Below are 20264 nucleotides of genomic sequence, written 5' to 3'. Positions count from 1 at the left end.
ATCAATTGGCTATTGAAAAAATTACGATGCCGCAGCTCGGTGAAAGTGTAACAGAAGGTACAATTAGCAAATGGCTCGTTTCTGTTGGAGATCACGTAAATAAGTACGACCCGTTAGCTGAAGTCATGACGGATAAAGTAAATGCTGAAGTGCCTTCTTCTTTTAGTGGAACAATTAAAGAGTTAATTGCAGGTGAAGATGATACTTTGCCTGTAGGAGAAGTGATTTGTTTAATTGAAGTAGAAGGAACTGTACCTCAAAAAGAACAGAAAACGTCTGATAAGACTGTAGAAGAATCAGCGTCAAAACCAGCGGACAGTCAATCCAATAAAAGCCGATACTCTCCAGCTGTTATGCGTCTGTCACAAGAACATAATATTAATTTAGATACCGTGACAGGAACAGGGGCGGGCGGCCGCATTACGAGAAAAGATATTTTAGCTGTTATCGAAAAAGGCGGAGCTGCTGAAGTGAAAGAAACACCTGCATCAACAGTTCAGCCAGAAGCACCTGTAGCGGCAGCTGCTCCAAAAACGCAGCAGCCCGCGCCGGTTGTGTCTGCAGCAGGAGATCAAGAAATCCCTGTTACAGGCGTGCGTAAAGCTATTGCAGCAAATATGCTTCGCAGCAAGCACGAAATTCCGCATGCATGGACAATGGTTGAAGTTGATGTAACGAACTTAGTTTCTTATCGTGATTCATTAAAGACGGAGTTCAAACAAAAAGAAGGTTTTAACTTAACGTATTTTGCATTCTTCGTAAAAGCAGTGGCTCAAGCTTTAAAAGAATTCCCTCAAATGAATTCAATGTGGGCAGGAGACCGTATTGTTCAGAAAAAAGACATTAATGTGTCCATTGCTGTTGCAACAGACGATGCTTTGTTTGTGCCGGTTATTAAACAAGCCGATGAAAAGACAATCAAAGGCATTGCGCGTGAAATTACAGAGCTCGCGCAAAAAGTTCGTACGGGTTCATTGAAGTCTGAAGACATGCAGGGGGGAACGTTTACTGTTAACAACACAGGCTCATTTGGTTCCGTGCAATCAATGGGGATTATTAATTACCCGCAAGCGGCTATTTTACAAGTAGAATCTATTGTAAAACGTCCGGTTATTATTGATAACATGATTGCTGTTCGAGATATGGTTAACTTATGTTTATCACTTGATCACCGCGTGTTAGACGGCTTGGTGTGCGGCAGATTCTTGGCAAGAGTTAAAGAGATTTTAGAATCTACTTCTAAAGAGAATACGTCCGTCTATTAAAACAGAGGATGGCACAAAAATATTTTAGCTGAAGGAAGATCCGAACGATGAATTGAGATTCTTGATAGAGAATCCAACTCGTTCGGATTTTTTTATGGTGATGGTAAACGTAGGTTAATTATGTCTCGGCCTCTTTTTATTTTGAAGCAATGATTGAACAATTTGTAAAAGATGTATTAAAATAAAATAAGAATCATCAAACTTCAAAGTGTAATCATCTCGGTTTAGCAGGCAGCTATTAACTGTAAAGGGGCATGGAAATGAAAACAAATACATTATCATTTCATGAATTTACACGTACACCTAAAGAAGATTGGGCACAGGAAGTTAGCAAAAATACCGCGATCTCTTCAAAAGAAACGTTAGAAAATATCTTTTTGAAACCGCTTTATTTCGAAAGTGATACGGCACATTTAGACTACTTGCAGCAGAGTCCGGCGGGAATAAATTGTTTAAGAGGAGCCGGTAAAGAATCATACATACTAGGAGAATGGGAAATCACCCAAAAAATCGATTTACCTTCTATTAAAGAAAGCAATAACCTTCTTTTACACAGTTTGAGAAATGGACAAAATACGGCCGCTTTTACGTGCAGTGAAGCAATGAGGCAAGGGAAAGACGTTGATGAAGCAACTGAAGCTGAAGTAGCCTCAGGCGCTACAATTTCTACTTTAGAGGATGTTGCTCATTTGTTTCAGCATGTAGCTCTTGAAGCGGTGCCTCTATTTTTAAATACGGGATGTACATCCGTTCCACTTCTTTCGTTTCTAAAAGCATACTGTGTTGATCATAACTTTGATATGAGACAGCTAACAGGTACGGTTGGAATGGATCCGCTCGGCACCCTTGCTGAATATGGAAGAGTTCCACTTGCTACTCGAGATTTATACGATCATTTAGCTTACGCAACGCGTTTGGCTCACAGTAATGTTCCAGAGCTCAAAACGATCATTGTATCAAGCATTCCTTACCATAACAGCGGTGCAAACGCTGTTCAAGAACTAGCTTATATGCTTGCTACAGGGGTGCAGTATATTGATGAATGCATAAAACGCGGTTTGTCCTTACATCAAGTTTTACCTCACATGACCTTTTCTTTTTCAGTTAGCTCACATTTATTTATGGAAATATCAAAACTTCGTGCTTTTCGCATGCTTTGGGCAAATGTGGTTCGTGCTTTTGATGACACGGCCGTTTCAGTGCCGTTTATCCATACGGAAACGTCACATCTTACACAGTCTAAAGAAGACATGTATACAAATGCATTAAGGAGCACGGTTCAAGCATTTGCTTCTATTGTAGGAGGAGCGGATAGTCTGCATATTGAACCATATGATTCCGTCACATCTTCATCTTCTCAGTTCGCTCATCGCCTTGCACGTAACACTCACTTAATTTTGCAGCACGAAACACATATATCAAAAGTAATGGATCCTGCCGGAGGCTCTTGGTACGTTGAAGCCTACACACATGAATTAATGACAAAAGCTTGGGAGTTATTTGGCAACATTGAAGACCACGGCGGAATGGAAGAAGCTTTAAAACAAGGGCGAATTCAAGATGAAGTTGAACAAATGAAAGTAAAAAGACAAGAGGATATAGAGTGCCGAATTGAGCGCTTGATCGGAGTCACACACTATGCTCCTAAGCAACAGGATGTATCTCAAGAGATAAAAAGCACGCCGCTTAAAAAAGAAGAAATAAAAATGGATAAATACAGTGATCAGAACGCTTCGGAAATTTCATCAACTCTTTCGCTAGAGGACTATACAAAGCTAGCATCTAAAGGGGTAATAACAGCAGGGTGGATGCTAAAACAAATGGCGAAGCAGACACAGCCTGACAGTGTTGTGCCGCTCACTAAGTGGAGAGCAGCAGAGAAGTTTGAAAAAATACGGGTTTATACAAAGGGGATGAGCATCGGCATTATGGAGCTCACCGATCCTAGCAGCCGTAAAAAAGCTGAGATTGCCCGGTCTTTATTTGAAAGCGCAGGCTTTGCGTGTGAAACAATTAAAAACATAGATTCTTATGTGGAAATAGCAGATTGGATGAATGAACAAAAGCACGAAGCATTTGTGATCTGTGGAAGTGATGAACTCGTGGAAAAGCTCTTAACAAAAGTGATGACTTATTTTGAGGAAGATTCCGTTTATGTGTACGTAGTGGGGGAAGAACATGTATCACGCAAAACGCAGTGGCAGCAAAAAGGTGTAATGAGCGTCATACATCCTAAGACGAATGTTATTCAATGCGTTAAGAAGTTATTATGTGCTTTGGAGGTAGAAGTTCATGTATAAAAAGCCTTCTTTTTCTAATATTCCATTATCATTTTCAAAGCAGCAAAGGGAAGATGACGTGACTCAAAGTTCATTCACTGCTTTTCAAACAAATGAACAAATTGAATTAAAATCAGTATATACAAAAAAAGACAGAGATAGCCTCGACTTTATTCACTTTGCACCTGGTGTCCCACCGTTTGTGAGAGGACCGTATGCAACGATGTATGTGAAGCGGCCTTGGACTATTAGACAGTATGCAGGATACTCAACGGCGGAGGAAAGCAATGCCTTTTACCGCCGAAACCTAGCTGCTGGACAGAAAGGGCTGTCTGTTGCTTTTGACCTCGCTACCCACCGCGGCTATGACTCTGATCATCCAAGAGTTGTTGGAGATGTAGGGAAAGCAGGCGTGGCAATTGATTCAATGATTGATATGAAGCAGCTGTTTGAAGGGATTCCGCTTGATCAAATGTCCGTGTCGATGACGATGAACGGGGCGGTGCTTCCTATTTTAGCTTTCTACATCGTAACAGCTGAAGAACAAGGCGTAAAAAAAGAAAAGCTGGCTGGAACGATTCAAAATGATATTTTAAAAGAATATATGGTGCGCAATACGTATATTTATCCTCCTGAGATGTCAATGCGAATCATTGCGGATATTTTTAAATATACAGCGGAGTACATGCCGAAATTTAACAGTATTAGTATATCAGGCTATCATATGCAAGAAGCAGGTGCTCCAGCAGACTTAGAGCTTGCTTATACGCTTGCAGATGGACTTGAATATGTACGAACCGGCTTGAAAGCGGGAATTACAATTGACGCATTTGCTCCGAGACTATCCTTTTTCTGGGCAATTGGAATGAACTATTTTATGGAAGTAGCGAAAATGAGAGCAGGGAGGCTGCTGTGGGCAAAACTAATGAAGCAGTTTGAGCCGGATAATCCTAAATCTTTAGCTCTTAGAACGCATTCTCAAACGTCCGGATGGAGTTTAACGGAGCAGGATCCATTTAATAATGTTATTAGAACATGCGTCGAAGCTCTGGCTGCAGTATCAGGACATACGCAGTCGCTTCATACAAACGCACTGGATGAAGCGATTGCTCTTCCAACTGATTTTTCAGCTAGGATTGCCCGAAACACGCAGCTTTATTTGCAAAATGAAACGGAGATTTGTTCCGTTATTGATCCTTGGGGAGGATCTTATTACGTGGAATCATTAACGAATGAATTAATGATAAAAGCGTGGAAGCACCTTGAAGAAATAGAGCAGCTCGGCGGAATGACAAAAGCAATAGAAGCAGGCGTACCTAAAATGAAAATAGAAGAAGCAGCTGCGCGCAGACAAGCAAGAATAGACTCGCAGGCAGAGATTATTGTAGGTGTGAATCAGTTTCAGCCGGAGCAAGAAGAACCGCTTGATATTCTTGATATTGATAACACAGCAGTTCGAATGAAGCAGCTGGAAAAGTTAAAGAAAATACGCAGTGAACGTAACGAACAAGCGGTAGTTGAAGCGCTTAATCGACTGACTAATTGTGCCAAAACAGGTGAAGGAAATCTCCTTGCTTTTGCGGTTGAAGCTGCGAGAGCTAGAGCTACACTAGGCGAAATTTCAGAAGCTATTGAGAAAGTGGCTGGAAGACATCAGGCTACTTCTAAGTCAGTCAGCGGGGTATACAGTGCGGAGTTTGTGCATCGAGATCAAATCGAAGAAGTTCGAAAGCTCACGGCTGAATTTTTAGAGGAAGAAGGAAGACGCCCAAGAATTTTAGTCGCAAAAATGGGGCAAGACGGTCACGACAGAGGATCGAAAGTTATTTCAACAGCCTTTGCTGATCTTGGCTTTGATGTTGATATCGGCCCTTTATTCCAAACGCCTCAAGAAACAGCAAGGCAAGCTGTAGAAAACGACGTACATGTGATTGGCATAAGCTCTTTGGCAGCCGGGCATAAAACGTTACTGCCGCAGCTTGTTGAGGAGTTAAAGAAATTAGAGCGTGACGATATCGTTGTTATTGTCGGAGGCGTTATTCCTAAACAAGACTACTCATTTCTTTTAGAACACGGCGCTTCTGCAATCTTTGGACCTGGAACAGTAATCCCAAAAGCGGCCGTTTCCGTTTTATCTGAAATAAAGAAACGGTTAGAAGAATAGTTGGTGGAGACAATTGGTAAAATTAAAAACGGTACAAGATTATAAACAAGGGCTGCTTGAAGGGAAAAGAACAGCGTTAGCTCAAGCCATTACTTTAATTGAAAGTAAAGCGCTGAAGCATAAAGTAATAGCACAACAGCTGATTAAAGAAATCTATCCTCATACGGGGCATTCAGTGCGCATTGGTTTTACAGGCGTACCCGGAGCAGGAAAAAAGTACGCTGATTGACAAATTTGGGTCGTACCTATGCAAAAATGGCCATTCCGTTGCAGTTTTGGCAGTCGATCCAAGCAGTACCTTGTCTGGAGGAAGTATTTTAGGAGATAAAACGAGAATGGAGCTGCTTACCAAACAAGAGAACGCTTTTGTCCGTCCTTCACCTTCTCAAGGAACGCTTGGAGGTGTTCATCTTAAAACGAGAGAAGCCATTTTTCTTTGTGAAGCGGCTGGGTATAACATCATATTTGTCGAAACGATGGGTGTTGGCCAAGGTGAAATGATTGTAAAAGAGATGGTAGACTTCTTTGTTCTGCTCGCTTTAACTGGAGCGGGAGATGATTTGCAAGGAATTAAAAAAGGACTGCTTGAATGGGTTAATTTGATTTGTGTAAATAAAGCAGACGGGGATAATCGGCTAAAAGCAGAAGTTACCGCAAAAGAATACGAAAGCGTCATCGGTTTCCTTCACGGTCATTCTGGAGGATGGAAACCACAGGTTACCACAACTTCTGCTTATGAGGAAGCATCATTGCAACACTTGTGGAAGATAATTTGTAATTATAAGGAATGGATGAATAAAAATGATCTGTTTTATACAGTAAGGCAAAAGCAAATGAAGGCATGGTTACAAGCAAGTGTTAATGAATATTTACAAGAATCATTTTATGAACATCCTTTAGTTAAGCAAACGTTAGGGGATGTTGAAAAACAAATGATGACGGGAGATGTCACAATGGCTGAAGCTCTCGAACACTTGATTAAAACCTACCAGCAGGCGATGAAGGAAATATAAAAAAGGATCCTGCATTTTATGCGGATCCTTCTACACTAGGGAGTTAAGAGTATGGTTTTCTAGCTGTAAAAATAGTATCACCATTTCTTTTCCTGTTTAATCTTGATTACCAAGAAAAAATGAGTCAAAGCAATCGCCTTTTTAGTTTTCGTTTGCTATGATAAAGAATAGATAGCAAAAGGGAGGTATGAAAATGAATATCGATTTTAACTTGTTTATGAACGACGTTGTGCGTCAAGCCCGTAAAGAAATTACAGCTGCTGGTTATACAGAATTAACGACGGCTGAAGCGGTAGATGAAACGTTTAAAAAGCCTGGTACAACGCTTGTAATGGTGAATTCAGTTTGCGGTTGTGCAGGAGGTATTGCAAGACCTGCTGCAGCGCATGCTGTACATTATGATAAACGTCCAACAAACTTGGTTACAGTATTTGCTGGGCAAGATAAAGAAGCAACTGCGCGTGCACGCGAATACTTTGAAGGTTATCCGCCTTCGTCTCCATCTTTCGCTTTATTAAAAGACGGAAAAATTATCACAATGGTAGAACGTCACGAAATTGAAGGCCACGAGCCAATGTCAGTTGTGATGAAGCTGCAAGAAGCATTCGAACAGCACTGTGAAGAAGTGTAAGATAGAAGCCGTTTTGAACGGCTTCTTTTTTTATGCGTTTTTTTACCTATCTGTATGCAGGCTTTCTAGAGAGTGGAAAATGTTGAGAAAAGGTATTTTCAAATAGTGAAACTTATATTTAAAAAAGATATTGCATATTTATAATGTTGTGTTAAAATACATTTATATGAATATATATTTAAATTTCGACATTTACTTGCAATAGCAAAAAACTTATTTCATAATATTATTAATTTTTAAAAAATAATGTAAGGAATAAACTAGGGGGAACGAAGATGAAATTGAAGAAGTGGTTATCGGTAACGGCAATTGGTCTTTTAACAGCAGGCGTTTTAGCTGCATGCGGAGCAGGAGAAGGAACGTCTAATGGCGGAGCAAGCAGCGATGACAAAGATAAAAAAGTACTAGTAATGGGAACATCAGCAGATTACCCACCATTTGAATATATTGATACGGCAAAAGGTGATAGTGAAGCAATCGGATTTGACGTAGATTTAGCAAAAGCAATCGGTAAAAAGTTAGGCTATGACGTACAGGTGAAGGATATGGAATTTGGCGGATTAATTCCAGCTTTACAATCTAATAAAGTCGATTTAGTTTTAGCTGGTATGACGCCAACTGAAAAGCGTAAAAAGAACGTGGATTTCTCAGACGTATATTATGAAGCAAAAAACATGATTGTATCGAAGAAAGATGCGCCAATTAAAAATGCAGAAGAACTAAAAGGGAAAACAGTCGGTGTACAAACTTCTTCTATTCAAGCGGACGAAGCAAAAGAAATTGCAAAAGAAGTTGACGGAGTAAATGTAACAACACGTGACCGTATTCCAGAACTAATTCAAGAAATGAAATCAAATCGTATCGATGCAGCGATTATTGAAGATACAGTAGCTAAAGGGTATGTGAACAAAGACAAAAGCTTGCAAATGTCTGATACAGGACGTCCAGATTCAAGTAAAGGATCAGCAATCGCATTTCCTAAAGACAGCAAGCTAACGAATGACTTTAACCGTGAATTAAAGAAAATGAAAGAAAACGGTGAATTAGATAAATTAATCGTTAAGTGGTTTGACGACCAAAAATAAGAATGATAGTTAGAGAGGAATGGAACTGGGCATGAATTTGGATTTTTCGCAAATCGTGCCTTCTATGCCTTATATTTTAAAAGGGATAGGGGTAACGATACAGATAGTCCTAGCTTCAGCAATTTTAGGGTTTGTGCTGGGAGTTATTTTATCTTTATGTAAAATCAGCCGCAATAAACCTCTTCAATGGTTTGCGGATGCATATACGTCCGTGTTTCGCGGAACACCGCTTGTACTGCAATTATTATTAATATACTTTGGATTACCTCAGCTGCTCGGGTTTGATATTGCCCCGTTTCCAGCAGCCGTTGCTGCGTTCGGGCTAAACTCTGCAGCATATATATCTGAAATTATTCGCGCTGGTATTTTAGCTGTTGATAAAGGACAGCGTGAAGCGGCATTAGCGTTAGGAATTCCTTATCGCCGCATGATGGGACAAATTATTTTGCCACAGGCACTTAAAAATATTTTACCTGCTTTAATGAATGAGTTCATTACATTAACAAAGGAATCAGCTATCGTTACAGTTATTGGAGCACTCGACATTATGCGCCGTGCTTACATTGTAGGTGGAGAAAAATTCGCCTACCTTGAACCGTTAATCTTTGCAGGGTTGATTTATTATGTAATGGTAATGGGCTTAACGCTCCTTGGTAAAGCAGTCGAGAGGAGAATGAGAAAAGGTGATTAACGTTGAAAATTTACACAAATCATTTGGTAAAAATGAAGTTTTAAAAGGTATTTCAACTACGATTAAGGAAAAAGAAGTCGTAGCTGTTATTGGCCCTTCTGGTTCTGGTAAATCTACTTTTTTACGCTGTATGAACCTGCTTGAAGAACCGACGAGCGGATTAGTTTCAATTAACGGTCAAGTGATTACAGATAAAAAAACAAACATTATGCGTGTGCGTGAAAACGTAGGAATGGTGTTTCAGCATTTTCACTTGTTTCCACATATGACAGTGCTTGAAAATTTGACGTATGCTCCGATGACGGTAAAAGGCGTGTCAAGAGAAACGGCTGTTGCTAAAGGCAAAGAATTACTCCAAAAAGTGGGACTTGCTCAAAAAGCCAACGAGTTCCCAAGTCGCTTATCGGGCGGTCAAAAGCAGCGTGTAGCTATTGCAAGAGCCCTGGCAATGGAACCAAAAGTGATGCTGTTTGACGAACCAACCTCAGCATTGGATCCAGAGATGGTAAAAGAAGTACTAGATGTAATGAAGTCGCTAACAGAAACAGGAATGACGATGGTCATTGTAACGCATGAAATGGGATTTGCACGAGAAGTAGCGGATCGTGTGCTGTTTTTAGACGGCGGTGTGCTTGTTGAAGATGCGCCTCCGGCTGAATTTTTCTCAGCGCCTAAAAGCAAGCGTGCTAAAGATTTCTTAGAAAAGATTTTATAATAAAAAAGTGCAGGAAGAGTACGATCCTTTCTGCACTTTTTTTATTGAAATTTATACGGTACAGCAAGATTTAAGGTTGTGTTATTTTTCTATTCGTGTTAATAAAGAATAGAGTATTTTATCACACTAAAAAGAAACCAACATGTAGGAGTCTAGAAAATGAAATTTAAAATTGGGTACCGGACAATTAAAACAGCCGTCGGTACATCACTGGCTATTATTATAGCTCAGTTCTTTCACCTCGAGTTTTTTGTATCAGCTGGAATTATCACCATTTTGTGCATTCAAAATTCAAAGAAAAAATCGTTGCGAAGTGCAAGCGATCGTTTTATTGCTTGTTCTTTATCCATTCTGTTTTCGTTTATATTCTTTGAAGGGATTGCTTATCATCCACTTGTTATAGGACTGATGCTGCTTTTGTTTATCCCGGTTACGGTTATATTCAAAGTTAATGCAGGCATTGTTACAAGCTCCGTTATTTTGCTTCATATTTACTCCAAAGGCAATATGACATGGGGAATCGTCTTTAATGAACTTGGCTTAATTGTAATTGGGATAGGTGTTGCCCTGCTTGTGAATTTATACATGCCAAGTTTAGATCAAGAGCTTCGCACGTATCAGCAAGAAATTGAAGGGAATTTCCGGTCGATGTTAAAAGAAATTGCCCTGTATCTCAGAACCAATGACAGCAGTTGGGACGGTAAGGAAATTGCAGATACGGTAAAAATTTTAGAAAAAGCAAAAAGCCTTGCGTTTCGTGATGTTGAAAATCATTTTGTGCGTGGGGAAAATTATTATTACCGCTATTTTAAAATTCGTGAAAAACAGCTTGAAATTATTGAGCGAACGCTTCCTCTCATTACCGCTATTGATTTGGTGGTAGAACAGCGCTACATGATTGCCGATTTCATTGAAGAATTAAGTCTATCCATCCACCCCGGTAATACAGCAAAATTATTTTTAGCCAAACTTCAGCATTTACGAGAAGCGTTTGCAGAGATGCCGCTTCCCAAAACGCGGGAAGAGTTTGAAGCGCGTGCCGATTTACTGCACGTAGTCAAAGAAATTGAACAATATTTGGTTATTAAACAAACCTTAAAAATAAGTTAAACAGCATGCATGTTGTTTATCTTGCTTACGAACACTAAATAAGATAAGAGATATATCTCTTGTCTTTTACTTAGGACTAAAGTAAGGTGGTGGATTACGTGCATGTGTTTGCTTTTATCCTTTTACTACTATCTCCGGTTTGGCCATTAGGAGAAAATCCGTTGCCAAATGATCCTTATATTATTATTAATAAACAAAGCAATGAGCTTGCTTATATTCAAAATAAAGAAATTAAACAAATTATTAAAGTAGCAACGGGGAAAACAGTTGATCTGACGCCCGAAGGGGAGTTCACGGTAACAGTAAAAGCTGTTAATCCTTATTATCGGAGAAGTAACATTGAAGGAGGCGCTCCTCAAAATCCTCTAGGTGTAAGATGGATTGGGTTTGATGCAAGAGAGACTGACGGACGTATTTATGGCATTCATGGTACAAATCAGCCGGGTTCCATCGGTAAATATGTCTCGAATGGCTGTATTCGCGTAGAAAATCGTGAAGTAAGCCATTTATATGATCAAGTCCCGTTGGGTACAAAAGTATGGATTGTATCTACAAATCAATCTTTTGAAGAGTTAGCCGCTCAAAAAGGCATTGTGAATATACAGCAAAAGACTGGTGACTAGTGACCAGTCTTTTTTATATGTTTGCATTGCACACAGAAACAGCAGTGCAGCTATGTTTTTAGTCGTCAGTCCCGATTAAAACCACATGGCAAGTCCCGCTAAAAGCGTAGATATTAACATGACAAGAAGCATTAAAAACACAATGGTTTTTTGGATTTTCTTATTAGACATACAACCAAAGTCCTCCTACACGTTTTTTTCTTATTTTACATGTCTTCCGCTGCTTAGACAAGCAACTTTCTGTAGATACGCGAGCAGGAGATTTCTTTTGTTTTCAAGAATATGTGTAAATGAAAACGCTTTTTTAAGAGGTGAGAAAGTGATAAAAGGAATTGATCACATAGGAATAGCTGTAAAATCAATTGAAGGCAGCCTCCCGTTTTATGAAAAGGTATTAGGACTGTCTCTATTAAAAGTAGAAGAAGTAGAAGAACAAGGAGTAAAAGTTGCTTTTATTCAGTGCGGCAACGTAAAAATTGAATTATTAGAGCCGCTCTTTGAAGACAGTGCGGTCGGCGCGTTCATCCAAAAGAGAGGTGAAGGTCTTCATCATGTTGCTTTAGGTGTGCGCACGATTGAAGAACGGATTAACGAGTTAAAGGAAAAGGGTGTACAAATGATTGACGATGTTCCGCGAAAAGGCGCAGGGGAAGCATCCATTGCTTTTTTGCATCCAAAATCAGCAAAGGGTGTTCTTTATGAGCTCTGTGAAAAAACACTAGAGGAGGAAAAAAAACATGGTTGACATTTATGATAAATTAAATGAATTGTACGATAAGCGCCGGAAAATCGAGTTAGGCGGTGGAGACGAAAAAATTGAAAAACAGCACCATAAAGGGAAACTAACGGCACGCGAACGAATTGAAATTCTTTTGGATGAACATACATTTGTCGAATTAAATCCGTTTATTGAACATCGGTGTGCGGATTTCAGTATGAATAATCAAGTAGGACCAGGAGACGGGGTAGTAACAGGTTACGGCAAAATAAACGGTCGCTCAGTCTACTTGTTTTCGCAAGATTTTACAGTATTCGGGGGCGCGTTAGGTGAAATGCATGCTAAAAAAATTGCGCACGTAATGGACTTAGCGGCTAAAACAGGCGTGCCGTTTATTGGCTTAAATGATTCAGGCGGAGCTCGTATTCAAGAGGGCGTCATGTCTCTTGATGGATACGGTCATATTTTTTATCGAAATGCTATTTATTCGGGTGTCATGCCTCAAATATCCGTTATTATGGGTCCTTGTGCAGGCGGAGCCGTGTACTCACCTGCGATTACGGACTTTGTTTTTATGGTAGAAGAAACAAGTCAAATGTTCATTACAGGACCAAAAGTAATTGAAACGGTAACAGGAGAAAGCATTTCCTCTGAAAATCTTGGAGGAGCAGCTGTTCATAACGAAATTAGCGGTAATGCTCATTTTAGAGGTGCAACAGAACAAGAGGTGCTAGAACAAGTACGAACACTCTTAAGCTATCTTCCTCAGTCTAGCCAAGAGCAGCCTCCTTTAGCCTCAAAAGCAGAGTCTGATCATTATCGTCCGGATTTATTAGACGTTGTCCCGTTTGATGCCGTGCGCCCTTACGATGTGCGTCAAGTCATTCACCAAGTAGTGGACGAGCACTCATTTTTTGAAGTGCAAAAAGACTTTGCAAGAAATATTGTCATTGGTTTTGCCCGCATAGATGGAAAAGTTGTCGGACTTGTGTGTAACCAGCCTAAAGTAATGGCAGGCAGTTTAGATATTAACTCCTCAGATAAAGCAGCAAGGTTTATTCGATTTTGCGATTCATTTAATATCCCACTTATTACATTTGAAGATGTTACAGGTTTTTTCCCAGGTATCAAGCAGGAACATGGCGGAATTATACGTCATGGTGCTAAAATTTTATATGCATACTCCGAAGCTACCGTTCCGAAAATCACGGTGATTTTGCGAAAGGCGTACGGCGGTGCATACGTAGCTTTAAATAGTAAATCGATTGGAGCGGACCTTGTGTATTCGTGGCCCAATGCCGAAATCGCTGTTATGGGTCCTCAAGGTGCTGCAAATATTATCTTTGCAAACGACATTCGAGGTAGCGAAAACCCAGATGAAACAAGACACGAAAAAATTGAACAGTATCGCGAGAAATTTGCTAATCCTTACGTAGCGGCAAGCGCTGGAATGGTGGATGATGTTATTGATCCTCGGGAAACGCGAATAAAATTAATACAAGCGCTTGAAATGTTGCACAATAAAAAGGAAGAGCGTCCAGCAAAGAAACATGGTAACATACCATTGTAGGTTATTTTTGGAGGGATTACATATTATGATTAATGAACAACGAATCGTTGATTTATTTATTGAATTAGTACAAGTAGACTCAGAAACAAAGCATGAAGAAAAAATTGCTGTTGTACTAAAAGAAAAATTTACCGCATTAGGCGTCGAAGTAGTAGAAGATGATGCCAAAGAAAAAACGGGCCACGGAGCCAACAACTTAATCTGCACACTGCCAGCTACAAAAGAAGGAGTAGACACAATCTACTTTACTTCTCATATGGATACAGTCGTACCTGGAAACGGTATTAAACCATCTATTGAAGATGGCTATATTAAAAGTGACGGCACGACAATTCTTGGAGCGGATGATAAAGCAGGCTTAGCAGCAATGCTAGAAGCCATCACCGTATTAAAAGAAGAAAACATCGCGCACGGAAAAATTGAATTTATTATTACAGTAGGAGAAGAATCTGGCTTAGTGGGCGCTAAAGCTCTTGATTCTAGTCTCGTAACGGCAAAATTCGGCTATGCTTTAGATAGCGATGGCAAAGTGGGAGACATTATCGTTGCTGCGCCGACGCAAGCAAAAGTAAATGCAACAATTTATGGAAAAACAGCTCATGCAGGTGTAGCTCCTGAACGAGGTGTTTCTGCTATTACGATTGCGTCAAGAGCCATTTCTAAAATGCCGCTTGGACGTATTGATAAAGAGACTACAGCGAATATTGGACGCTTTGAAGGCGGAACGCAAACGAATATCGTGTGTGACCGCGTCGATATTTTAGCAGAAGCTCGTTCATTAATTCCAGAAAAAATGGAAGCACAAGTAGCGAAAATGAAAGAAGCGTTTGAAACAGCTGCACAAGAAATGGGCGGACGTGCAGAAGTTGATATTAAAGTGATGTATCCAGGCTTTAAATTTGGTGATGGAGATCATGTTGTCGAAGTTGCTAAAAAAGCCGTGGCTAATATCGATCGTCCTTCACGCCTGCTTCAAAGCGGAGGCGGAAGCGATGCAAATGTAATCGCAGGCTTTGATATCCCAACAGTAAATCTAGCAGTTGGTTATGAAGACATTCATACAACAAATGAAAAAATTCCGGTAGAAGAACTAGTGAAGACATCTGAACTAGTAGTGTCGATTATTAAAGAAGTAGCAAAATAATAGTTGCAGCCTTGCTTTTATATAAAAGCAAGGCTTTTTACATAGTGAATAGTAAATAGTCTGAATTTTTTAACATAATGTATAATGAAGAAAAGACGGTCGTTTTGTACAATAAAGTTAGTAATATATTTTACCAAAGTAGAGGTTGAAAATAACGTATATAAAAAATATGTAAGCGCTTTCAATTCGAGTTTTATCAACAGATATCCTTGGGAGGTTGATGCAATGCGATCACAGGAAAGTTTGCAGTCCATCATTCAAAGCTTTAATGAAGTAGAAAAAGGGTTGTCAAATAGAGAAGCAGTCGAAGAATCTAATCGATGTTTGTACTGTTATGATGCACCCTGTATTCAGGCATGCCCTACAGGAATTGACATCCCGACGTTTATTAAAAAAATTGCATCGGGCAATTTAAAGGGGTCTGCCGAAACGATTATGTCTTCTAATCCCGTAGGAGCAAGCTGTTCGAGAGTTTGTCCAACCGATGAACTATGTGAAGGAGCGTGTGTGCTTAACCACTCAACCAAACCAATTATGATTGGAGATTTGCAGCGCTACGCAACGGATTGGGCTATTCAAAATGAACAGGTGCTGTTTGAGAAAGGAAAAGCAAACGGCAAAAAGGTAGCAATTGTTGGGGGAGGTCCGGCTGGTCTCTCTGCAGCAAGAGAACTGGCGCGATTTGGGTATGACGTAACCATTTTTGAAGCGGAAAAACAAGCAGGAGGGTTAAATACATATGGAATCGTGTCGTTTCGTCTTCCTCAAGCGATTTCATTCTGGGAAGTTGAACAAGTAAAAAACTTAGATGTAAAAATTAAAACAAACGTAAGAATTGGAGAAGATATTCTTCCAAGCGAATTGCTGCAGTCGTATGACGCGGTTGTATTAGCTATTGGTATGAGCAAGGTGCCTTCTCTACATGTTGAAGGTGAAGAGCTAGACGGTGTGTATGACGCGATTGATTTTGTGAAAAAAACGAAGTCAGAAGCGTTATCAACAGAATTTGTGGGTAAGCGTGTTGCCGTCATTGGCGCGGGAAATACTGCGATTGATGGTGCTACGTGTTCCGTGCGCTTGGGGGCTGAAAATGTTCAAATTTTATACCGTCGTACACGAGAAGAAATGACGGCTTATGATTTTGAATTTGAATTTGCGAAACAAGATGGTGTTGAATTCCGCTGGTTAACGGCTCCCATACGAATTATTGGAGATGAAAATGGTAAGGTGAGCGGGATTGAATGTGTAAAAATGACGTTAACAGATCCAGATGCAGACGGCCGCAGGAAGCCTGTTCCTGTTGAAGGTTCAACGTTTACCATTCCAGTCGATGCTGTTGTTAAAGCAATTGGTCAAGAACGGTACCTGTCTTTGATTCAACAATTCCAGCTGCATCATGAAGACGGAGTTGTCTTAATTAATCAAGAGACGTTTCAAACATCAAATCCAAAAGTATTTGCTTGCGGAGACGTTATTTTTGGTAAAGGGCAAGGAGAAGCAATGGTTGTGACCGCTGCTCAGCAAGGAAAACAAACGGCGTTAAATATTCATATGCAGTTAACAAAAGAAACAATGGAAACAGCTTAAAATCAGGAGGAGGAGAAATCTATGGCAGATTTAACAACAAATTTAGCAGGTATTCAATCACCAAATCCGTTTTGGCTGGCATCCGCACCGCCAACCAATTCAGGTTATCAAGTGCAGCGTGCATTTGAAGCAGGATGGGGAGGCGTAGTTTGGAAAACGCTTGGTGATCCGATTTTAAATGTTTCCTCTCGATTTGCTGCCGTTGGCTTCAACGGTCAGCGCGTAGCCGGCTTTAATAATATTGAGTTAATCACCGATCGTCCGCTTGAAGTTAATTTGAAGGAAATCTATGAAACGAAAAAGAAGTTTCCTAACCACGCAATTATTGCCTCTCTTATGGTAGAGCCTCAGCAAGAAAAATGGCATGAGATTGTCAAAAAAGTAGAAGATGTAGGAGTGGATGGATTAGAGCTGAACTTTGGCTGTCCGCATGGAATGGCAGAACGAGGGATGGGTGCTGCCTCTGGGCAAGTCCCTGATTTGGTTGAAAAACAAACGTATTGGGCTAAAGAAGTTGCCCAAACGCCGGTTATTGTTAAGTTAACCCCAAATATCACTGATATCACCGTTACAGCAGAAGCAGCGGTTCGAGGCGGTGCTGACGCTGTGAGCATGATTAACACTATTAATAGTCTAGCAGGAGTAGACATTCATTCATGGAATACAATTCCACACGTAGCAGGAAAAGGCGCTCACGGAGGTTATTGCGGCCCGGCTGTTAAGCCGATTGCATTAAACATGGTCGCTGAATGTGCAAGAAGTCCGTTTATTAACGTTCCAATATCAGGTATGGGAGGCGTTTCGAACTGGCAGGAAGCCGTCGAATTTATGCTCATGGGTGCTACAGGTGTGCAAGTATGTACAGCTGCTATGCATCACGGGTTCCGCATTGTAGAGGATATGATTCAAGGTCTCAATTATTATTTGGATGAAAGAGGAATCGAAAAAGTAAGTGATATTGTAGGGAAAGCCGTTTCAAAATATTCCGACTGGGGCAACTTAGATCTCAATTATAAAGTAGTGGCTCGCATCGATCCCGATACGTGTATTAACTGCAATAAATGTCATATTTCTTGTGAAGATACTTCTCACCAATGTATTGATATGCTGAAAGATCCTTCAGGGAAATCTTATTTAAAAGTAAGAGAAGAAGATTGTGTAGGCTGTAATTTATGTTCGATTGTATGTCCGGTAGACGGGGCTATATCCATGGTTGAATTACCAAATGAACAGCCTCCAATGACGTGGAATGAACGCCAAGCTGCTTTACAAGCGACGGCTGCACAGCGATTAGACGTATAAAGAAAAAGGGGATGAAGAAATGAAGAAAATCGTTAAAAATGGTGTGGTAGTCACAGCAACAGATACGTATAAAGCCGATATTTTAATTGAAAATGGAGTTATTTCAGCAACTGGCTCGGCATTTGAAGAGCAGGGCTGTGAAGTGATTGATGCAAAAGGTAACTATATATTTCCAGGAGGCATCGATCCTCATACTCATTTAGATATGCCGTTTGGAGGCACCGTTACAAAAGATGACTTTGAAACAGGTACAAGAGCAGCAGCTTTTGGAGGTACGACAACTGTTATTGATTTTTGCTTAACCAATAAAGGCGAACCGCTGCAAAAAGCGATCGGCACATGGCATGAAAAATCAAAAGGAAAAGCGGCTATCGATTATAGCTTTCATCTAATGATTGGAGAAATCACGGAAGATGTATTAAATGAGCTTCCTACGATTATTGAAAAAGAAGGAATTACTTCTTTTAAAGTGTTCATGGCCTATAAAAATGTTTTTCAAGCAGACGATGCTACCCTTTATCAAACGCTAGTACAAGCTAAAAAACTAGGGGCGCTTGTGATGGTACATGCTGAAAATGGAGATGTTATTGAGTATTTAACGGCACAAGCACTAGAACAAGGACAAACCGATCCTATCTATCATGCACTGACTCGTCCTCCAGAAGTAGAAGGAGAAGCTACGGGAAGAGCCGCGGTGCTAACGGAGTTGGCTGACTCACAGCTCTATGTTGTTCACGTGTCGTGCGCTGAAGCAGTTAAAAAGATTGCTGAAGCAAGGGAAAAAGGCGTAAATATCTGGGGCGAAACGTGTCCGCAGTATTTGACGCTTGACCAAACCTATTTAGAAAAACCGAATTTTGAAGGAGCAAAATACGTATGGTCGCCGCCTTTACGTGAAAAATGGAACCAAGATGTTTTGTGGAATGCTCTGCGTAATAGCGACTTGCAAACGATTGGATCAGATCAGTGTTCGTTTGATTTTAATGGTCAAAAAGATCTGGGAAAAGGAGATTTTACGAAGATTCCAAACGGAGGCCCTATTATCGAGGATCGCATGAGTATTTTATTTTCAGAAGGAGTAGTGAAGAAACGAATTAATATAAATCAGTTTGTAAATATAACATCAACAAAAATTGCTAAGCTGTTCGGACTGTACCCGAAAAAAGGAACAATAGCGGTTGGCGCAGACGCGGATCTGCTTATATTTGACCCTTCTGTTGAACGTACGATTTCAGCGAACACGCATCATATGGCAGTCGATTATAGCGCATTTGAGGGAATGAAAGTCACAGGTGAGCCGGTTTCAGTACTTTGCCGCGGGGAATTTGTCGTAAAAGATAAGCAGTTTGTCGGTCAAAAAGGCTACGGACAATTTACAAAAAGAGCAAAGTTTAATGAGTTAAACACGGCTAACGATGCTGAAAAATTAATGTTATAAAAACAGATGAAGAAATAGATCGGGGGAAGGGAAATGTCAAGTTACCATGAATATATGGCAGAGCGAGAAAAGATTGATTTTTTGCTGCAAAAAGGATTTAAAATAATAGCCGTAACGGAGAATCTAAGCGGGGCATTTGTGACGTTTGAACGCACCGAAAATAACCAAACCGAACAAGAAACCCTTCATATATTGACGGCGGATGCTAGAAAATATTTTTCATCCGTACTGATTCAACAAGTATAAAAACGGAGGCTGGGACAAAATTATTTTAGCTGAAGGAAGATCCGAACGATGAATCGTTCGGATTTTTTTATTGATAGGGTGAACGTAGGTTTCATGTATGTAGGTGCTTCTGGCTGTTGATTGGAGTAATTTAATCATGTTTCAATCTCTTTATTTGTTTACTAATCCCTATAAGTTTTTTACTATATTGGCTGACAAAAGTGATCCGTTTTTGTGTTTTTTTCGTTTTGGATGTGAAACAAAATAACTAGATATTATCCATTCACTGTATTACAGTTGTTACATTTCGTTTACATCGAAAGAGAAAAGGTTTAGTTATCTAGTAAATTGTAGTAAATATTATAGTAGAACGTTTTCAAACTAAATCTATTAAATACGAAAAGGGTGTGACACGGATGGATCAAGCTACGCAGTGTATGACACAGGAAGAAACAAAAATTATTGATAAATTAAAAATGGAAATGTTAAATGCAGTGTCACTACAAGATTTGCGTTTTTATAAAAAAGAAATTCACCGAATTAAAGAACAAGCGGTTAAACGCCACGGTTTTTTTAATAAATTACAGCAAACAGCTCAGAAGCTGTAACGATCCATTATCGTTACAGCTTTTTTCGTTTCTTTCATTAAATATTTTATTTCTTCTAAATATTTAATATAATGTAAGAAGATATAGCTTTTGTTC

At 39.9% G+C, this 20264-nt stretch carries 20 protein-coding genes; 19 read left to right on the top strand and 1 reads right to left on the bottom strand.

Annotation, left to right across the window (positions count from 1 at the left end; all coding sequences use genetic code 11):
• The first annotated feature begins 5 nt into the window (after nucleotides 1-5).
• The 11 genes from Q5794_RS22685 to Q5794_RS22635 all read left to right on the top strand — a co-directional run bounded on the left by Q5794_RS22685 (nucleotide 6) and on the right by Q5794_RS22635 (nucleotide 11576).
• Complete coding sequence (locus Q5794_RS22685; protein ID WP_214984328.1) at nucleotides 6-1265, top strand: dihydrolipoamide acetyltransferase family protein; 1260 nt, start codon at nucleotides 6-8, stop codon at nucleotides 1263-1265.
• Nucleotides 1266-1525: 260 nt separating this feature from the next.
• Nucleotides 1526-3565 carry an acyl-CoA mutase large subunit family protein gene (locus tag Q5794_RS22680; protein ID WP_374988448.1) on the top strand — a complete coding sequence of 680 codons (2040 nt, stop codon included), beginning with the start codon at nucleotides 1526-1528 and terminating at the stop codon, nucleotides 3563-3565.
• Nucleotides 3558-5708, top strand: a complete 2151-nt coding sequence (gene scpA, locus Q5794_RS22675) for a methylmalonyl-CoA mutase (protein ID WP_214984330.1) — start codon at nucleotides 3558-3560, stop codon at nucleotides 5706-5708. Before Q5794_RS22680 ends, scpA begins: the two co-directional genes overlap by 8 nt.
• Nucleotides 5709-5721: 13 nt before the next feature.
• Nucleotides 5722-5937: a hypothetical protein gene (locus Q5794_RS22670; RefSeq protein WP_374988447.1), complete on the top strand. Its 216-nt coding sequence runs from the start codon at nucleotides 5722-5724 to the stop codon at nucleotides 5935-5937.
• The gene (gene meaB, locus Q5794_RS22665) at nucleotides 5891-6721 is read left to right on the top strand and encodes a methylmalonyl Co-A mutase-associated GTPase MeaB (protein WP_374988446.1); all 831 of its coding nucleotides are present in this window, start codon (nucleotides 5891-5893) and stop codon (nucleotides 6719-6721) included. Before Q5794_RS22670 ends, meaB begins: the two co-directional genes overlap by 47 nt.
• Before the next feature lie 193 nt (nucleotides 6722-6914).
• Nucleotides 6915-7352, top strand: a complete 438-nt coding sequence (locus tag Q5794_RS22660; protein WP_013059116.1) for a BrxA/BrxB family bacilliredoxin — start codon at nucleotides 6915-6917, stop codon at nucleotides 7350-7352.
• A gap of 281 nt (nucleotides 7353-7633) precedes the next feature.
• Nucleotides 7634-8437, top strand: coding sequence for a transporter substrate-binding domain-containing protein (locus tag Q5794_RS22655; RefSeq protein WP_029320256.1), 804 nt, complete (start codon nucleotides 7634-7636; stop codon nucleotides 8435-8437).
• A 31-nt stretch (nucleotides 8438-8468) separates the two neighbouring features.
• Nucleotides 8469-9128, top strand: a complete 660-nt coding sequence (locus tag Q5794_RS22650; protein ID WP_013059114.1) for an amino acid ABC transporter permease — start codon at nucleotides 8469-8471, stop codon at nucleotides 9126-9128.
• The gene (locus Q5794_RS22645; RefSeq protein WP_057243198.1) at nucleotides 9121-9843 is read left to right on the top strand and encodes an amino acid ABC transporter ATP-binding protein; all 723 of its coding nucleotides are present in this window, start codon (nucleotides 9121-9123) and stop codon (nucleotides 9841-9843) included. The genes Q5794_RS22650 and Q5794_RS22645 overlap by 8 nt, the downstream gene beginning before the upstream one ends.
• A 159-nt stretch (nucleotides 9844-10002) precedes the next feature.
• Entirely contained in the window at nucleotides 10003-10953 is a 951-nt protein-coding gene (locus Q5794_RS22640) for an aromatic acid exporter family protein (protein ID WP_192996058.1), read from the top strand.
• A gap of 98 nt (nucleotides 10954-11051) precedes the next feature.
• Nucleotides 11052-11576 (top strand): L,D-transpeptidase, encoded by a 525-nt coding sequence (locus Q5794_RS22635; RefSeq protein ID WP_214984332.1) that lies wholly within the window; start codon nucleotides 11052-11054, stop codon nucleotides 11574-11576.
• A 75-nt stretch (nucleotides 11577-11651) separates the two neighbouring features.
• Here Q5794_RS22635 and prli42 read toward each other — a convergent pair whose 3' ends face one another.
• Nucleotides 11652-11747 carry a stressosome-associated protein Prli42 gene (gene prli42, locus Q5794_RS22630; protein ID WP_149917156.1) on the bottom strand — a complete coding sequence of 32 codons (96 nt, stop codon included), beginning with the start codon at nucleotides 11745-11747 and terminating at the stop codon, nucleotides 11652-11654.
• Between the two features lie 148 nt (nucleotides 11748-11895).
• On the opposite strand from prli42, the gene mce reads away from it, so the two are divergent.
• The 8 genes from mce (at nucleotide 11896) to Q5794_RS22590 (ending at nucleotide 20168) form a co-directional block, all read left to right on the top strand.
• A complete protein-coding gene (gene mce / locus Q5794_RS22625; protein WP_192996062.1) occupies nucleotides 11896-12321 on the top strand; it encodes a methylmalonyl-CoA epimerase in 426 nt (141 codons plus the stop codon).
• Nucleotides 12314-13864, top strand: a complete 1551-nt coding sequence (locus tag Q5794_RS22620; RefSeq protein ID WP_013084963.1) for an acyl-CoA carboxylase subunit beta — start codon at nucleotides 12314-12316, stop codon at nucleotides 13862-13864. Before mce ends, Q5794_RS22620 begins: the two co-directional genes overlap by 8 nt.
• Nucleotides 13865-13889: 25 nt before the next feature.
• The gene (locus Q5794_RS22615; RefSeq protein ID WP_025750472.1) at nucleotides 13890-15008 is read left to right on the top strand and encodes a tripeptidase T; all 1119 of its coding nucleotides are present in this window, start codon (nucleotides 13890-13892) and stop codon (nucleotides 15006-15008) included.
• Between the two features lie 225 nt (nucleotides 15009-15233).
• Nucleotides 15234-16595 carry an NAD(P)-dependent oxidoreductase gene (locus tag Q5794_RS22610; RefSeq protein ID WP_214984333.1) on the top strand — a complete coding sequence of 454 codons (1362 nt, stop codon included), beginning with the start codon at nucleotides 15234-15236 and terminating at the stop codon, nucleotides 16593-16595.
• 21 nt (nucleotides 16596-16616) lie between these two features.
• Nucleotides 16617-17897, top strand: coding sequence for an NAD-dependent dihydropyrimidine dehydrogenase subunit PreA (gene preA, locus Q5794_RS22605; protein WP_374988445.1), 1281 nt, complete (start codon nucleotides 16617-16619; stop codon nucleotides 17895-17897).
• A gap of 19 nt (nucleotides 17898-17916) precedes the next feature.
• Complete coding sequence (hydA, locus tag Q5794_RS22600) at nucleotides 17917-19335, top strand: dihydropyrimidinase (RefSeq protein WP_374988444.1); 1419 nt, start codon at nucleotides 17917-17919, stop codon at nucleotides 19333-19335.
• A 33-nt stretch (nucleotides 19336-19368) separates the two neighbouring features.
• Nucleotides 19369-19581 (top strand): hypothetical protein, encoded by a 213-nt coding sequence (locus tag Q5794_RS22595; RefSeq protein ID WP_214984335.1) that lies wholly within the window; start codon nucleotides 19369-19371, stop codon nucleotides 19579-19581.
• A 395-nt stretch (nucleotides 19582-19976) separates the two neighbouring features.
• The gene (locus Q5794_RS22590; protein ID WP_013059103.1) at nucleotides 19977-20168 is read left to right on the top strand and encodes a hypothetical protein; all 192 of its coding nucleotides are present in this window, start codon (nucleotides 19977-19979) and stop codon (nucleotides 20166-20168) included.
• Nucleotides 20169-20264 lie beyond the last annotated feature (96 nt).

Source organism: Priestia megaterium, from assembly GCF_041941685.1.
GTDB lineage: Bacteria > Bacillota > Bacilli > Bacillales > Bacillaceae_H > Priestia > Priestia megaterium_C.
Note: the sequence above shows the minus strand (reverse complement) of the source record. Positions and strands in the feature narration are given on the sequence as shown.

Excerpts from the sequence above, each read along its gene's own strand:
- preA (WP_374988445.1), top strand. The coding sequence starts at position 16,617 with ATGGCAGATTTAACAACAAATTTAGCAGGTATTCAATCACCAAATCCG.
- Q5794_RS22640 (WP_192996058.1), top strand. The coding sequence starts at position 10,003 with ATGAAATTTAAAATTGGGTACCGGACAATTAAAACAGCCGTCGGTACA.
- Q5794_RS22620 (WP_013084963.1), top strand. The coding sequence starts at position 12,314 with ATGGTTGACATTTATGATAAATTAAATGAATTGTACGATAAGCGCCGG.
- Q5794_RS22650 (WP_013059114.1), top strand. The coding sequence starts at position 8,469 with ATGAATTTGGATTTTTCGCAAATCGTGCCTTCTATGCCTTATATTTTA.
- Q5794_RS22680 (WP_374988448.1), top strand. The coding sequence starts at position 1,526 with ATGAAAACAAATACATTATCATTTCATGAATTTACACGTACACCTAAA.
- Q5794_RS22610 (WP_214984333.1), top strand. The coding sequence starts at position 15,234 with ATGCGATCACAGGAAAGTTTGCAGTCCATCATTCAAAGCTTTAATGAA.
- Q5794_RS22660 (WP_013059116.1), top strand. The coding sequence starts at position 6,915 with ATGAATATCGATTTTAACTTGTTTATGAACGACGTTGTGCGTCAAGCC.
- Q5794_RS22595 (WP_214984335.1), top strand. The coding sequence starts at position 19,369 with ATGTCAAGTTACCATGAATATATGGCAGAGCGAGAAAAGATTGATTTT.
- hydA (WP_374988444.1), top strand. The coding sequence starts at position 17,917 with ATGAAGAAAATCGTTAAAAATGGTGTGGTAGTCACAGCAACAGATACG.
- prli42 (WP_149917156.1), bottom strand. The coding sequence starts at position 11,747 with ATGTCTAATAAGAAAATCCAAAAAACCATTGTGTTTTTAATGCTTCTT.
- Q5794_RS22590 (WP_013059103.1), top strand. The coding sequence starts at position 19,977 with ATGGATCAAGCTACGCAGTGTATGACACAGGAAGAAACAAAAATTATT.
- scpA (WP_214984330.1), top strand. The coding sequence starts at position 3,558 with ATGTATAAAAAGCCTTCTTTTTCTAATATTCCATTATCATTTTCAAAG.
- Q5794_RS22615 (WP_025750472.1), top strand. The coding sequence starts at position 13,890 with ATGATTAATGAACAACGAATCGTTGATTTATTTATTGAATTAGTACAA.